9 protein-coding genes and 2 pseudogenes are annotated in these 15,216 nt (G+C 71.5%); 6 read left to right on the top strand and 5 right to left on the bottom strand.

Annotation, left to right across the window (positions count from 1 at the left end; all coding sequences use genetic code 11):
• The first annotated feature begins 81 nt into the window (after positions 1–81).
• A complete protein-coding gene (locus ACWD4B_RS23975; protein ID WP_451422670.1) occupies positions 82–1,287 on the top strand; it encodes an alpha/beta hydrolase family protein in 1,206 nt (401 codons plus the stop codon).
• Here ACWD4B_RS23975 and ACWD4B_RS23970 read toward each other — a convergent pair.
• Positions 1,178–1,750, bottom strand: a pseudogene (locus tag ACWD4B_RS23970) (IS630 family transposase); the annotation flags it as partial. The gene ACWD4B_RS23975 and the pseudogene ACWD4B_RS23970 sit on opposite strands and share 110 nt — an antisense overlap.
• Here ACWD4B_RS23970 and ACWD4B_RS23965 point away from each other — a divergent pair.
• On the top strand, positions 1,739–1,876 hold the full coding sequence (locus ACWD4B_RS23965; protein ID WP_451422669.1) for a hypothetical protein: 138 nt from the start codon (positions 1,739–1,741) through the stop codon (positions 1,874–1,876). The pseudogene ACWD4B_RS23970 and the gene ACWD4B_RS23965 overlap by 12 nt on opposite strands.
• Before the next feature lie 52 nt (positions 1,877–1,928).
• Here the strand turns inward: ACWD4B_RS23965 and ACWD4B_RS23960 are convergent, their stop codons facing one another.
• The 3 genes from ACWD4B_RS23960 to ACWD4B_RS23950 form a co-directional block, all read right to left on the bottom strand.
• Positions 1,929–2,384: a helix-turn-helix domain-containing protein gene (locus ACWD4B_RS23960; RefSeq protein WP_451422668.1), complete on the bottom strand. Its 456-nt coding sequence runs from the start codon at positions 2,382–2,384 to the stop codon at positions 1,929–1,931.
• Between the two features lie 361 nt (positions 2,385–2,745).
• The gene (locus tag ACWD4B_RS23955; RefSeq protein WP_390779363.1) at positions 2,746–3,429 is read right to left on the bottom strand and encodes a response regulator; all 684 of its coding nucleotides are present in this window, start codon (positions 3,427–3,429) and stop codon (positions 2,746–2,748) included.
• The gene (locus tag ACWD4B_RS23950; RefSeq protein ID WP_451422667.1) at positions 3,426–4,625 is read right to left on the bottom strand and encodes a sensor histidine kinase; all 1,200 of its coding nucleotides are present in this window, start codon (positions 4,623–4,625) and stop codon (positions 3,426–3,428) included. The genes ACWD4B_RS23955 and ACWD4B_RS23950 overlap by 4 nt, the downstream gene beginning before the upstream one ends.
• A gap of 142 nt (positions 4,626–4,767) precedes the next feature.
• Between ACWD4B_RS23950 and ACWD4B_RS23945 the strand changes: the two genes are divergently transcribed.
• From ACWD4B_RS23945 to ACWD4B_RS23930, 4 genes and pseudogenes are all read left to right on the top strand, one after another.
• Positions 4,768–5,514 (top strand): ABC transporter ATP-binding protein, encoded by a 747-nt coding sequence (locus tag ACWD4B_RS23945; protein WP_390779365.1) that lies wholly within the window; start codon positions 4,768–4,770, stop codon positions 5,512–5,514.
• Positions 5,515–5,596: 82 nt separating this feature from the next.
• Positions 5,597–8,005: an ABC transporter permease gene (locus ACWD4B_RS23940; protein ID WP_451422666.1), complete on the top strand. Its 2,409-nt coding sequence runs from the start codon at positions 5,597–5,599 to the stop codon at positions 8,003–8,005.
• A 155-nt stretch (positions 8,006–8,160) separates the two neighbouring features.
• Positions 8,161–8,456 (top strand): annotated as a pseudogene (locus ACWD4B_RS23935) (serine dehydratase beta chain); the annotation flags it as partial.
• 66 nt (positions 8,457–8,522) lie between these two features.
• The gene (locus ACWD4B_RS23930; RefSeq protein ID WP_451422665.1) at positions 8,523–8,747 is read left to right on the top strand and encodes a hypothetical protein; all 225 of its coding nucleotides are present in this window, start codon (positions 8,523–8,525) and stop codon (positions 8,745–8,747) included.
• Between the two features lie 365 nt (positions 8,748–9,112).
• On the opposite strand, the gene ACWD4B_RS23925 is transcribed toward ACWD4B_RS23930, so the two are convergent.
• Positions 9,113–15,216, bottom strand: a 6,104-nt coding sequence (locus tag ACWD4B_RS23925) for an SDR family NAD(P)-dependent oxidoreductase (RefSeq protein ID WP_451422664.1), incomplete at its 5' end; no start/stop codon positions are given.

Genomic DNA, 15,216 nt, shown 5'->3' with positions numbered 1-15,216 from the left:
CGCGGGGGCTACGAACGACACCAGAATGCTTACATCCATGAGCTGATTCGATGCGGAGCTGCGGAACCTAGCGTCGATCCCATGAAACGCAATCGCCGTATCAGCGCCGTCGCGGCGCTGGCGCTCGCCGCCCTCGTCACCGGAACCGGCGCCGGGTTCGCCGCCACGACCACACCGTCGGCCACACCGGTGGCCACGCACGCGTTCGACACCGCACCGGCCACGGCCACCGCACCCACGCGGTCCTTCCAAGGCACGCTCCCCGCGCCGACCGGCCGCTACGCCGCCGGCGAGGACGTCATCCACCTCACCGACGCGAGCCGTCCCGACCCGTGGGTGCCGTCATCCGGCCCCCGCCGACTGACCGTCACGATGGTCTACCCGGCTGTCCCCGGGACCGGGACTCCGGCCCCTTATATGACCCTCGCCGAGGCAGCCGGACACATCCAGAAGGGGAAGATACCAGCGAGCTCCGGCATCACCCCAGAGAACCTTTCCAGCGTCACCACTCAGGCCTTCGACGGCGCTCGGCCGCAGCGCGGCAAGCATCCGCTGGTGGTCCTCTCACCCGGGTTCGGGGACCCGCGCATGGTGCTCACCTCGCTCGCGACCGACCTGGCCAGTCACGGCTACGTCGTCGCGCTCGTCGGCCCCACCCACGAGGACAGCGGCGAAACGCTGGAGAACGGCGAGACGCCGCCGTGCGCGATCTGCGATGACCCGAAGCTCGACATGAACAAGGTCACCGCGAGCCGCGCGCTGGACGCGTCCTTCGTGATCGACCAGTTGACGCATGGCAATACCGCGTGGCGCCTGGCGCACCTCATCGACAAGCACGAGATCGGGATGGCCGGGCACTCCATCGGCGGAGCGTCGGCCGTCGCCACGATGATCGCCGACCCGCGAGTACGGGCCGGAGTGAACATGGACGGCAAGTTCTACCCGGTCCCGATGCCCGGCCAGATCAACCGGCCGTTCCTCATGCTGGGCGAGACCGACAGCCACTCGCCCAGCGGCACCGACACCACGTGGGAGAAGGCCTGGGCCAACCTCGGCGGCTACAAGAAGTGGCTGGCGGTCACCGGCGCCAACCACCCCAGCTTCACCGACGTGGACCTGCTCGAGGAGCAGGCCGGGTTCCCGACGCCGCCCCTCGGCCCCGAACGTGGAATCGTGCTCACGCGTGAGTACGTGACAGCGTTCTTCGACCAGACGCTGAAGGGGATCCACCGTCCGCTGCTGGACGGCCCCTCACCGAACAATCCGGAAGTACTCTTCCAACCCTAGTGCAGCGCCGCGTTGATCCTTCGGGGGTCCATGCGGCTTTGAGTGGGCTGCCGTCGTAGGTCCAGCGGTAGGGCTTGGCGTCGTGTTCGTCGTAGGCCAAGACGAAGGTGTCGATGGCCGCGGCCAGTTCGTCGCGGGAGGCGAACTGGCCGCGGCGTAGCAGACGTCGGGTCAGGGCGGAGAAGAACAGCTCGACTTGGTTGAGCCGGCTGGCGTGTTCGGGGGTGTGGTGGATGTTGAAGCGGGGACGGGTGGCCGGCCATGCCTTCGTCTTCTTCGCGACGTGGGATGAGCCGTTGTCCATGACCAGGTGGATGCCGGTGTCGGCGGGGATGGACTCGTTGAGTTGGCGTAGGAAGCCGATGAAGGTGTCGGCGTTATTGCGGTCGATGCGCTCGGTGAGGACTTGGCCGGTGTGGACGTTCAGGGCGGCGATGATGGAGACGGTGCCGTGGCGGATGTACTCGAACTCCCGGCGGGTGCGCTGCCCGGGGCGGCCGGGCTGGTCGGGTGTTTGCGGGAGCGTGCGGTGATCCCGGTCTTCTCATCCACGCTGATCACCACCGCGTTCGCAGGGCAGGTGCGGTAGAGCGCGCGCACGTCAGCGGCACGGGCGAAGAACTCCGGGTCGGCTGGTCGGGTCAGCCGACCGCGCACCAGATGCGGCTTGAGATCGACGCAGGCCAGGATCCGTCCGACCTGGGAGGCGGAGACCGCCAGGCCGGAACTGCGCAGGTGATCGGATAGCAGTCGGTGGGTCCACACGGTGTCGGCGGTTGGGCGGTCGCGGCGGTCGCGGCGGCGACGACCTGCAGCTTGTCCTCGGCGGACAACCGGGGCCGCCCCAGCGGCCGGGGCCGGTCGACGAGCGCAGCCGGCCGCTGGGCGGTGAACCGCTTGTGCCAGGAGCGGACGGTGTCCACATGCCGCCCGGCCGCGCGGGCCGTGGCGGCGTTCGACATTCCCTCGGCCAGTGCCAGGATCACCGAAGCCCGCTGCACCTGCCCGAACGGCGCGGTGCGCGAGCCTGCCAGGCGTTCAAGCACCTCACGCTCGGCCTGGGTCAGTTCGATCGTGAACGGACTGGTCAGCCGCATCGCCCCACCCCGAGATCAGCTTATTGAAGATCCACCATCTTGAAGTGGCTGGTCAGCGTGCTGGTGCGGCAGGGTTCGTGGGTACTCGTGCTGGTCGTGGGCGGGTGTCTGTGGGGTAGATCGTTCGCCGGGGTGGTTCCGCCACCGGAGGCCCGGGTGGGCGGCCGGTCGGTGCCGCTGATCCCGGCCCGTGTCGGCGGTGCCGGCCCCGACGCGCTCCGGCCGGGCTACGAGCGCATCGGCCGGTCACCGCCTTCTGCCCGAGGTGACCTCCGGCAGAGGCCCGGGTGCAGGTGGGTGAGCCGGCGCATCTGGCGAACGCGGCGAACTCGTGGTCGGCGATCGTTCTTCTCGTCCTGCCCTACCGTCTACGCGGCACGAGTCCGGTGTCGAAGGCGATGATCGCCAGGTGGACGCGGTCTCGGGCCTCGAGCTTGGCGAACAGACGCGCGACATGGGTCTTCGCCGTCGCCGCGCTGATCACCAGCCGCTCGGCTATCTCGGCGTTCGACAGTCCCTGTCCGACCAGTGCCAGCACCTCGCGCTCCCGGTCGGTGATCCCCGCGATGGGACTCGAGTCCGCGGCGGGCTCGGCGTCCGGTTCGGGGGCCGCGGGGCCGGACGTTCTGGCGAAGTCCGCGATCAGCCGCCGGGTCACGCTCGGCGCGATCAGCGCGTCGCCGGCCGCCACCACGCGGATCGCGTCCAGGATCGCGTCCAGGGCCATGCTCTTGAGCAGGAATCCGCTGGCGCCGGCGCGGAGTGCGCCGTAGACGTACTCGTCGTCGTCGAAGGTTGTCAGCACCAGCACCTTGGGCGGGTCCGGTTCGGCGGTCGCCTGCCGGGTCGCCTCGATCCCGTCCATGCCCGGCATCCGGATGTCCATCACCACGACGTCCGGCCGCAGCTCACGTACCAGGCGCACCGCCTCGCGGCCGTCGCCGGCCTCGCCGACCACCTCCAGGTCGTCGGTGTTGCCGATCAGCATGGCGAGCCCGACCAGCATCAGGGGTTGGTCGTCGGCCAGCAGCACTCGCACGCTCATGCCGGGAGGCTCGCCGTCACCCGGAATCCGCCCTCCGGACGCCGACCCGCGCTGAACTGGCCGGACAGCAACGTCACTCGCTCGCACATGCCGAGCAGGCCGAAGCCGCTCCCGCCGGCCGCGGAGTGCCTCGGACGGCCCGGCCTGCCGGAACCGTCGTCCCCGTCGTCCTCCACCTCGATCCTCACTCCTTCCGGTTCGTAACCGACCGCGACCCGGCATGTTCGCGCCCCGGAATGCCGCACCACGTTGGTCACCGACTCCTGGATGATCCGGAATGCCGACAGTTCGATCTCCGGCGGCAGTGGACGCCGCTCGCCCTGCCAGGTCACGTGGACCCGCACCCCGGCGTCGGCCGTGCGTTCGGCGAGCCGCGGGACGTCGGCCAGGCTGCCGCCCGGCGCCAGCGGAGCGGCCTGCGGCACGGCGTCGTCCGGCTCGGCGCGGCGTAGCGCCCCGAGCATGCGCTGCAGCCCGAGCAGCGTCTCCCGGCTGGTGGTCTCGATGCCGGTCAGAGCCCGCCGCGTCTGCTCGGGCTTGGTCTCCACGACCCGCGCCGCCGCCCCCGACAGCACCGTGATGATCCCGATGCTGTGCGCGACGCTGTCGTGCAGTTCACGGGCGATCCGCAGCCGCTCGGCCATAACGGCGCGGGCCGCCCTCTGCTCCTGCAGGGCTTCGAGGTACTCACGGCGTTTGCGATACACCCCTCCGAAGACCCACGCGACCGCGAACCACAACGCGAGCCCCCCGGTCCACTGGGCCGCGTCGCCGACGGTCTCCCCGGGGTAGCCGTGGATGTCGTTGACGAACGCGGCCGCGACGCCCGCGACGGAGCCGACGGCGGCAGCCTTCGGCCGTCGGGCGGCGAGATACCCGCACAAGGCGACGAGCAGGACGAACACGATCAAGGGCCGCGCGCCGAAGGCCTCGCCGAGGACCGATTCGCCCAGGATCACCGCGAAGACGGTGGTCGGCAGACGGCGCACCAGCAGAACCGGAAGGGCGAGCACGACGTACAGACCCAGCATCTGGACAGGCTCGAGGTCGGGGAACCGGAACAGGCCGCCCTCAGGGGTCGGCATCGTCCAGGGGAGCAGCATCGCGTAGCAGCAGGCGGTGGCCGGCACCACGGCCTGTGACATCAGCCAGGTCACGCGCTTCGATGTCGAGAGACGCTGCAGAAGCTCTTCCATACGAAGATCGTATTCAGTGGCGTCGGCTCTGCGCGTCGCCCCGGGGATGTATGCGGGATACGCCGCCGGGCCGATGGCCTGGGGAGAGGTGACATCCGCCGGCCGACGCAATGGGTCATGCTCCGTTCCTAGGTTCATGGTCATGACGAATCCGCCGATGATCGCTCTCCAAGACGCGATGAAGAAGTACGACGACGGCCCGCCCGCGCTGGCCGGTGTGACCTTGTCCGTGGCGTCCGGTGAGTGCGTGGCGATCCTCGGCCATTCCGGCAGCGGGAAGTCCACGCTGCTGAATCTGATCGCCGGCCTGGACAAGCCTTCCAGTGGCACCGTGACCGTCGACGGCACCCGCGTCGACCAGCTCGGTGAGGCCGGTTCGGCGAAGTACCGCCGGGCCTCGATCGGCATGATCTTCCAGTTCTTCAATCTGCTCGACGACCTGACCGTGTTGGACAACGTCATGGTTCCGGCGCAGCTGGCCGGGATGGGCAAGGGCGAGGCGAAGCGGCGGGCCGTCGAGCTGCTCGGCTCGCTGGGCATCGACCGGCATGCCAAGGCCTACCCGCAGCGGCTGTCCGGCGGGCAACGGCAGCGGGTGGCGGTGGCCAGGGCCCTGATGAACAAGCCGGCGCTGCTGCTGGCCGACGAGCCCACCGGCGCGCTGGACTCGAGCTCGGCCGAGGACGTGCGCCGGCTGCTGCTGGACCTGAACAGCGAGGGCCAGACCATCTTGTTGGTGACCCACGATGTGCAGTTGGCCGCGAGCACCGCGCGCCGCACGATCGAGTTGGTGGACGGCGCGGTCGAGCGGGACGTCGTCAACGACGGCAGCGGTGCCGGCCTGGCCGCCCGCACGCCGCTGACCCGTCCGGCGGGAGCGGTCGGATGACACTGCGCAAGCCGCCGATGCCCCGGCGTCTCTTCGAGGTCGGATTCCGGGCCGTGGCCCGCACGTTGCCGGCGGTGAGCCGGTGAGCGCCCTGGGCAAGGTCGTACGCTCCGGCGTGGGCCGGCGTCGGGTCCAGTCCCTCGTCATGGCCCTGACGACGTTCGCCGCGGTGACGTCCTCAGTACTCTCCCTCGGCCTGCTGGCCGTCGTGCAGGCCCCGTTCGAGCACGCCTTCAGTGCTCGGAACGGGGCGCACCTGGCGGTCCAGTTCGACGGCTCGAAGGCCACGGCCGCGCAGGCCGCCGCCACCGCGCACGCCGCCGGCGTCACCGGGGCGGCCGGACCGTACCCGATCGCCGCCGCCCTGGACACGACCGTCGGCACGGACTGCCCCACGAAGGATTTCGCCGGTCACGACAACGGTCCGATCACCGTCACCACCCGGCCCGACCTGGGCAGCACCTCCGGGATGGACCAGCTCGTGCTGACCCAGGGGCGCTGGCCGACCGGCCCGGGCGAGATCGCCCTGCCGTGGCAGCACTATGCCACCGTCTGCTTCGGCGATTCGGTGGTGTTCTCCTCCCTGCCGGGCAAGCCGTCGTTCAAGGTCGTCGGCTTCGGCGGCTCGGTGACCAACAGCGCGACCGCCTTCGCCACCGCCGACGGTTTCGCGCGGCTCACCGCCGCCGGTGCCAAGGCCGATGTGCAGATGCTCTACCGGTTCGCCAAGGCCGGGACCGACGCCGACATCGCCACCGGCAAGCAGGCGGTGGCCGCCGCTGCGCCGGTCGGCTCGGTCGAGGGCGGACAGTCGTATCTGACCGCGGAGCAGCAGGCGACCGGCAACGCCAGGGCCTTCGTGCCGTTCCTGACCGGCTTCGGGATCCTCGGGCTGTTCATGTCGGTGCTGATCATCGCGATCGTGGTCAGCGGGGCTGTGGCCTCGGGAATCCGGCGCATCGGGATTCTGAAGTCATTGGGCTTCACCCCTTCGCAGGTGGCCCGCGCCTACACCGCACAGGCCATGATCCCGGCGACACTCGGCGTGGTGCTCGGCACGGTTTTCGGCAATCTCCTGGCTGTGCCGATCCTGGACGGGGCCACCAAGCAGCTCGGCGCGACCGGTGCCACGATTCCGTTGTGGGTCAGCGCCGTGGTGCCGCTGGGCACCCTGCTGATCGTCGGCACCACGGCTTTGATCCCGGCACTGCGAGCCGGCCGGATGCCGACGGTGCAGGCTCTGGTGGCCGGCCGCGCCCCCAAGGCCGGGATCGGTCGGACGGCGCAGCGTCTTGCCTCGCGGCTGCCGCTGCCCCGGGCCATGTCGCTGGGTCTGGCCCAGCCATTCGCCCGGCCGGCCCGGGCCGTACTCGTCGGTGCGGCGGTGCTGTTCGGCGTGGTGAGTGTCACGTTCGCGGTGGGGCTGGGGTCCGCGTTCGACAAGTACCTGGACACCAGTACCTCAGGCTTCAACGTCGCGGCGGAGTTCGTGATACCCACAGCCGACGTAGGCGTGCCCTGGGGGCGCTACGGGCCCAACGACCCGCGCAGGCCGCACCTGGACGCCGCCAAGGCGGCCGCCGCGCTCGCCGAGACCCCGGGCACGAAGGCCGCGTTCGGCTGGGGCGAGAGCGGCGCGACCATCGTCGGCGCCCCGCCCGGCGGCGAACCGCCGAAGGTGTTCACGATCACCGGCGACTTCTCCTGGACGAACATGGAGCTGCTGTCCGGCCGCTGGTTCTCAGCGCCCGGCGAGGCCGTGGTCGGCGACAAGCTGGCCACGACGGTGGGGATCCACGTCGGTGACAACGTCACCGTGGTGCAGCAGAACAAGCAACTGCCGCTGAAGGTCGTCGGCATCAACTTCGACACCAACGTGGGCGACTACACGGTCATGACGGATGCGGCCACCTTCACCGCCGCCGGTCTGGCCCCGCACATCGAGCAGTTCAACGTCGAGCTGGCCGACAACGTCAGCGGATCGGACTGGTCCACCTCGGCCGCCGCCGCGCTGACCCCGCTGAACGCCTCGGTCCATCCGAACTCGGGCGGGGGCAAGAACATCGTGATGATCATCATGGGCACCCTGGTGGCCACGCTCACGCTGATGCTGGTGGCGGTTGCCGCGCTCGGGGTGCTGAGCATGGTGGTGCAGGACACCCGGGAGCGGGTTCATGATCTGGGGATCTTCAAGGCCCTCGGGATGACGCCCAAACAGACCATTGCGATGGTGCTGACCTCGGTGTCCCTCACCGGCCTGATCGCCGGGCTGATCGGGGTCCCGCTCGGGGTCGCGGTGGAGAAGGCGACGCTGACCCCGATGGGGAACGCGATCGGCCGGCACCTGCCGCCGAGCGTGTCCCACGTCTACACCGCCGGGCTGCTCATCCCCCTTCTGGCCGGCGGGATCGTGATCGCCCTGCTCGGCGCACTGCTGCCGGCCGGCTGGGCGGCACGGACCCGGACCGCCACCGCGCTGCGGACCGAGTAGGACCGAGCAGAGCCGCCGGTCGCCGCAGCAAAAGCGTGCTGGGCACTGCACGGCGCGACAAGAACGCCAATGCCGACCTCCCCCGGTTGACAGCCTCGGGAGGTCGGCATTCCGGCGTTCTTTCCTCAACACAAAGGCGTGAGAGGTACCCAAGCATGGCGGTCGGCGTTTGCGACCTGTTCTCGATCGGCATCGGCCCGTAGAGTTCGCATACCGTCGGCCCGATACGCGCGGCCCGGGTTGCTGGGGCTGGAGGGACAGGTGCCGGCCACCGTGGACGTGCGGGGGCGTGGAGCCGGACCTGGCGCGCATCCGCGAAAGCGGCCGACTGCGACTGTTGGGCACCGAGAAGGGCGCCGAGGCCGAGATCGCCTTCACCGAGGACCACGACCCAGTGCTGCACCGGCGCAAGTCGCTGCCGTACCACTCCAATGGCATGCGGCTTTTCGCCTAAGAGACTTCATTTGAAGGGCCGACCACACTCGACGCCGTCATCAACGGCGACGACGAAGACGACTTGCAACTGTGCAGGCTCAAGGACACCGGCCACCCCGAGACGTGGGGCTTCGCTCTGTTCACCTACAGCAACGAACGCTACGAGGACAACATCCTGCCCACGGGCCTGTCCTTCGGAAGCCCCGAAGACGCCCTCGACTGCGCCGTCGGCCCCTACCTCGCGACCCCGCCAGCTGACCGGCAATCCCCGAAGGATGGAGTGTCCAATAGACGGCGGATCCGATGATCAAGGAGTCGTCTGATGAGCGAGACCATCACCGAGCACGGGGTGGCAGAGGAGCCGGACCGCGCCGATAAGTGCGGCAACCCCCTGATCCATGAGGCAGTGTGAGCCACAAGGCGCCCCTCAGCCCAGGGACCGAGCCTGATGAGATCAGGTCACCAACGTCAGCTTGGCCCGAACACTCAGGTGGAGTCGCCCAAGCGCCGGAGACTGACACCACAGTGGGCTCCGGCGCTTCGCGCCTCCAGGCCAAGGGCCCGGTTCCCCCACCGGCCAAAGCCGGTGGTCCCCCCGAACGAGCTGAGGGAAAACGCCACGGCGGGCGGCCCGAAGGCCGCCCGCCGCAGCGTGTGTCGACTACCTCGCCGTCACGCTCCCGTGACGGAGCCGAGCCAGTCCTCCACGCTCTCCGCGGCCAGGGCGGCGTCCGCCTTGACCATCGAGAGGTGGTCCGCGTCGATCCTGCGGACGTCGGCCGACGGGATCAGGGTGGTCAGCTCCTCACCGCCGGCGCCCTCGGCCCCGGCAGGGGCGGAGGCGACGCCGGAGTGCTGCCTCAGTGCCTGGAGGCTCAGCACGGGGGCAGTCGTGTGCTGCACGTCGATCCGGTTCAGCAGGCCCATCCACCGGCCCATGGCGGACAGCCTGGAGTTCGTCATCCGCACCGGGGAGACCTCGTCGACCAGGAAGTTCTGCCGCATCAGGCCGACGTAGTCGATGTCCTTGTTGCCGTCGTGCCGGATGCTGAGGGTGTCCAGCAGCACCACGGCCGTGGGCTTGATCCCCCACGTGTTCTCCAGCAGGCCCGCGGCCGCATAGGCCAGCGCTCCGCCGGAGGAGTGGCCGACCAGGACGAAGGGCTCGCCGTCGCTCGCACGCAGCGCGCTCTCCGCGATGACCCGGACCGCGGTCTCGGAGCCGGCCGGCAGCCGCTCCCCCGCCGCGAAGCCGACCAGCGGCACGGCGCAGACGTGCCGCTTGCCCCGGAAGGATGCGGCGAACCGGGCGTACTCGTGGACACCGCCGTTGGCGGTGGGTGTGCTGATGCAGATGAGCCGCGGCGTGCCGGAGCCCTCGGCGAGCGTGGTCGGCAGCGGCAGGTCCTCCAGCTCGGCCGCGTTCTCGAAGCTCGGGCGGACGGCGCCCAGGGCCCGGAGCATGTACTGGGCCTCCGGGATCCGGTCGCCCTCCAGGGCGTCGAGGAACATCCGCTCCAGCGAGTCGATCTCCTGCCCGGCGGCCGGGCCCCGCAGGCCCGCACCCGCCCCGGACCCCTCCGGGCCCGGCTGCGCGGCGAGTTCGCTGAGCAGCCAGGTGGCGAGGCTCTCGGGGTTCTTGTTGTCGAAGACCACGGTCGCGGGCAGGTGCAGCCCGGTGGCCGCGGCGATCCGGTTGCGGAGCTCGACCGAGGTCAGCGAGTCGAAGCCCAGCTCGAAGAAGTCCCGGTGGGCCTCGACGGACCCGGCCGAGGCATGGCCGAGGACACCGGCCACCTCCGTGCGCACCAGGTCGACGACGTGGCCGGCCCGGTCCGCCTCCGGCAGGTCCCGCAGCCGCTGGACGAAGGTGTCCGGCACGGCGAGCGTGCTCACGGCGTTCACGGCGGAGCGCCGGGTCCAGCGCATCAGCCCGCGGTAGGGCGGCGGCACGTCGCCCTGCGCCATCGAGGCCCTGCTGCTGAACTCGCCCAGTGCCACCACGTTCGGCTCGGCGCAGCCGCGGGCGGCGTCGAACATCACCAGGCCCTGTTCGAGGGTCACCGGGGACAGGCCGCCGGCGCGCATGCGCTGCACGGAGCCCTCGGTCACCTTGCCGGCCATGCCGTCCTCCAGCTCCCAGTGGCCCCAGGCCTGCGCCTGGCCGGGCAGGCCCAGGGACGTGCGGTGCAGCGCCAGGCCGTCCAGGAAGGCGTTCGCGGCCGCGTAGTTGGCCACGCCGGGGGCACCGAGCACTCCGGAGATGGACGAGAACATGATGAACGCGGCCAGGTCCAGGCCCTTGGTGGCCTCGTGCAGGTGCCAGGCGGCCTCCGCCTTCGGGCTCAGCACGATCGGCAGCCGCTCGGGATCGAGTGCGGTCACCAGGCCGTCGTCCAGGACACCGGCCAGGTGGACGACCGCGGTCAGCGGGTGCTCGGCCGGGATCGCCGCGAGCAGGGCGTCGAGCGCGTCACGGTCCACCGTGTCGCAGGCGGCGATCGTGGGAAGCGCGCCCAGCTCCCGGAGTTCACCGGCGAGCCGGTCCGCGCCGGGTGCCTCCGGACCGCGGCGGCTGACCAGCAGCAGGTGCCGCGCGCCGGTGCCGGCCAGCCACCGGGCGAGGTGTCCGCCCAGCGCGCCGGTGCCGCCGGTGATGAGGATGGTCCCCTCGGGGTCCCAGGCCGGCTGCCGGGGGCCCGGGTCGGCGGGCAGCCAGCCCAGCCGCCCGACGCGCACCACGCCCTCGTGCACGGTGAACTGGGCGTCGTCGGAGGCCGTCAGGGCCGGCAGCTTCGCGAGGAACTCCGTCAGGTCGGCGTCGGCGTCGAGGTCGGCCAGGACGAAACGGCCGGGGTGTTCCGCGTGCGCCGCGCGCACCAGGCCCCAGACCACGGCGGCGGGGAGGTCGTCGCCGGAGAGCGCGCCGCGCGTCACGAACACCAGCCGCGATGCGCCGAACCGTGCGTCGGCGAGCCATTCCTGCAGCAGGCCCAGCGCCTGTGCCGTGGTGGCGTGCACGACCGCCGGGACGTCGTCGCCCGTGCCGTGCACGGGCACCACGACCAGGTCCGGGACGTCGGTGACGTCGGCCAGCGATGCCGTCCCGAGGGGGGCGAGCACCTGGCTGCGCACGTCCGCGGAGGCCTCCGCCTCCGGGGCGGGCACCCAGTCCAGCCGCAGCAGCCGCTCGCGCCGGCGCCCGGTGACCGCGGCCGGGGTGCCCAGGGTGAGGGTCTCCGCCGACAGTACGGGGTCACCGGCGGCGTCGACGGCCGTGAGGCGGACGGTGTCGTCGCCGGTCCGCGCGATCCGGGCCCGCACCGACGAGGCGCCGGCGGCGTGCAGGGACACGTCGTGCCAGGAGACGGCGTGCGGGGCGCCCTCCTCGACTCCCGCGCCCAGCAGGGCGGTTGCGTGGACGAGCGCTTCGAGCAGTGCGGGGTGCAGGCCGAAGTGCCCGGAGCCGGAGGCGGTGTCGTCCGGGAGTGCCGCCTCGACGAACACCTCCTCGCCGCGGACCCAGGCCGACCGCAGCCCGTGGAAGGCGGGGCCGAACCCGGTCCCGTCGTAGAAGCCGTCCAGTTCGATCCCGGAAGCGCCGAAGGGCGGCCAGACGGACGCGTCGAATTCCGCGGGGCGTGCGCCCGTGGCCAGTGTTCCGGCCGCGTGCTCCGTCCACGCACCGTCCGGGGTGCCGTCCGGCTGCGAGAAGAACTTGATCTGCCGGGTGCCCTCCTCGTCCGCAGCGCCGAGCCACACCTGCGTCACGACGGCCGTGCCGTCGGTGAGCTCCAGCGGTGTACCGAGGGTCAGTTCGGCGACCCGGCCGCAGCCCGCCTCGTCACCGGCGCGGACGGCCAGTTCGAGGAACCCGGCGGCGGGGAAGACGGCCGTCCCGTCCACGGTGTGGTCCTTCAGCCACGGGTGGGCGTCCGTCGACAGCCGGCCCGTGAACAGCATGCCGCCGGAGTCGGCCAGCGACACGGCCGCGCCCAGCAGCGGGTGCCCGGCCGGCATGAGACCGGCGGCGGACACGTCGCCCGTCGGGGCCGCCTGCCCGGGCCAGTACCGCTCGTGCTGGAACGCGTACGTGGGCAGGTCGACGCGGCGGGCGCCGGTGCCGTCGAAGAGCCGGGCCCAGGCCACGTCGACACCCGTGACGTGGAGCCGCGCGAGGGCCGTGAGGAGAGCGGTCTCCTCGGGGCGGTCCTTGCGGAGGGCCGCCACGGCCACGGAGGAGTCGTCCAGGACGTGCTGGGCCATGGCCGTCAGCACGCCGTCCGGGCCCAACTCCAGGAAGACGGAGGCGCCTTCGGCGGCGAGGGTGCGCACACCGTCGGCGAAGCGGACCGTCTCCCGGACGTGCCGGACCCAGTACTCGGCGGAACACACCAGCTCGTCGGCGACGAGTTCGCCCGTCACGTTCGACACGACCGGGATCCGGGGGGCGCTGTAGGTCAGTTCGTCGGCGACCCGGCGGAAGTCGTCCAGCATCGGGTCCATCAGCGGCGAGTGGAAGGCGTGACTCACCGACAGCCGCCGCGTCTTGCGGCCCTCGGCGGCAAAGCCCTCGGCGATGCGCAGCACGGCCGCCTCGTCGCCCGCGAGGACGACCGCCTCGGGGCCGTTGACCGCGGCGATCGACACGCCCGTCACCAACCGGGCCGTCAGCTCGGCCTCGGTGGCCTGGACGGCGACCATCGCACCGCCTGCGGGCAGCGCCTGCATCAGGCGGGCCCGTGCGACCACGAGCCGGCAGGCGTCCTCCAGGGAGAACACCCCGGCCACGTGCGCCGCGGCGATCTCGCCGATGGAATGACCGGCCACGAAGCCGGGACGGACGCCCCACGACTCCACGAGCCGGAACAGCGCCACCTCGACGGCGAACAGCGCGGGCTGGGTGAACCCGGTCTCGTCCAGCCGCGTCTCGTCGGTGTCGGTGAACAGCACCTCGCGCAGCGCGTCGTCGAAATGCGCCAGCACCGCGTCGAGAGCCTCGGCGAACACGGGGAAACGGGCGTGGAGTTCCCTGCCCATGCCGACCCGCTGTGCGCCCTGGCCGGAGAACAGCACCGCGAGGTCCCCCGCCGTGTCCTCGGTGAACCCGCGCGCGGCCTCCACGGTCCCCTCGTCCCCGGCCAGCAGCACCGCACGGTGCTCGAAGCCGGCCCGGGAGGTCGCCAGCGAGAATCCGACGTCCAGGGGGGACTGGTCACCGAGCCCGGAGAGCTGCTCCAGCTGTGCCGTCAACGCGGCCTCGGACCGCGCCGAGACCGGCCACGGCACCACCGACGGCGCAACCTCCGGCTCGTCCCGGCCCGCAGGCTGCCGGTCCTCCGGAGCCTGCTCCAGGATGGTGTGCGCGTTCGTGCCGCTGATACCGAAGGACGACACGGCCGCACGGCGCGGGTGGTCCGTCTCCGGCCACTCGGTCTGCTCGGTGAGGAGCTCGATGTCCCCGGCCGTCCAGTCGACGTGGGAGGAGGGGGTGTCGATGTGGAGCGAGCGCGGCAGCACCCGGTGGCGCATGGCCATGACCATCTTGATGACACCCGAGACACCGGCAGCCGCCATCGTGTGGCCGATGTTCGACTTGAGCGAGCCCAGCATCAACGGCCGTCCCTCGGCCCGGTCCTGGCCGTAGGTGGCGAGCAGCGCCTGGGCCTCGATCGGGTCACCGAGCGAGGTGCCGGTGCCATGGGCCTCGACCGCGTCCACCTCGCCGGTCGACAGTCCGGCGTTCGCCAGCGCCTGGCGGATGACGCGCTGCTGGGACGGGCCGTTGGGGGCGGTCAGACCGTTGGACGCGCCGTCCTGGTTGACGGCCGAGCCACGGACGACGGCCAGGACCTCGTGCCCGTTGCGGCGGGCGTCGGAGAGGCGCTCCAGGACGAGCACGCCCACGCCCTCGGACCAGCTCGTGCCGTCGGCCGCGTCCGAGAACGCCTTGCACCGGCCGTCCGTCGACAGGGCGCCCTGCTTGCTGAATCCGGCGATGCTCATCGGCGTGGACATCAGCGTCACACCGCCGGCCAGCGCCAGCGAGCACTCGCCGTCGCGCAGCGCGCGGGTCGCCAGGTGCAGCGAGACGAGCGAGGACGAGCACGCGGTGTCGACCGTGACGGCCGGGCCCTCCAGGCCGAAGGTGTAGGACAGCCGCCCGGAGAGGACACTGCCCGCGAGGCCGGTGCTGGCGTGGGCCTGGACGTCCTCGCCCGAACTCAGCAGGATGCTGCCGTAGTCGGAGCCGCTGGTGCCGACGAAGACACCGGTCTCGGTACCCCGCAGGGACGTCGGGTCGATGCCCGCCCGCTCGATCGCCTCCCAGGAGGTCTCCAGCATCACCCGCTGCTGCGGGTCCATGGCCAGGGCCTCGCGGGGGGAGATGCCGAAGAAGGCGGCGTCGAAGTCGGCGAGCCCGTCCAGGAAGCCGCCCTTGGACGTGGAGCTGCTGCCGTCCTCACCGCCGCGCAGCATGCCCAGGTCCCAGCCGCGGTCGGTCGGGACGTCGGAGATGCCGTCACCCCCGTCGACGACGAGCCGCCACAGGTCCTCCGGGGAGCGCACGCCGCCGGGCAGCCGGCAGGCCATGCCGACGATGACGACCGGGTCCTCGGCGGTCGCCGAGGACGTCGTGACGGGGGCGCGGACCTCCCCGTGCTCGTCGAGGAGCACGGCGAGGAGGTGGTCGGCGAGTGCGGTGGGGTTGGGGTAGTCGAAGACGAGGGTGGCCGGCAGGCGCAGGCCCGTGGCGGTGGAGAGCCGGTTGCGCA

It is taken from the genome of Streptomyces sp. NPDC002536 (assembly GCF_053594995.1).
Note: the sequence above shows the minus strand (reverse complement) of the source record. Positions and strands in the feature narration are given on the sequence as shown.

Bases quoted from the DNA above. Each gene is read 5' to 3' on its own strand.
- ACWD4B_RS23950 (WP_451422667.1), bottom strand. From the start codon at position 4,625: ATGGAAGAGCTTCTGCAGCGTCTCTCGACATCGAAGCGCGTGACCTGG.
- ACWD4B_RS23955 (WP_390779363.1), bottom strand. From the start codon at position 3,429: ATGAGCGTGCGAGTGCTGCTGGCCGACGACCAACCCCTGATGCTGGTC.
- ACWD4B_RS23945 (WP_390779365.1), top strand. From the start codon at position 4,768: ATGACGAATCCGCCGATGATCGCTCTCCAAGACGCGATGAAGAAGTAC.
- ACWD4B_RS23960 (WP_451422668.1), bottom strand. From the start codon at position 2,384: ATGCGGCTGACCAGTCCGTTCACGATCGAACTGACCCAGGCCGAGCGT.
- ACWD4B_RS23975 (WP_451422670.1), top strand. From the start codon at position 82: ATGAAACGCAATCGCCGTATCAGCGCCGTCGCGGCGCTGGCGCTCGCC.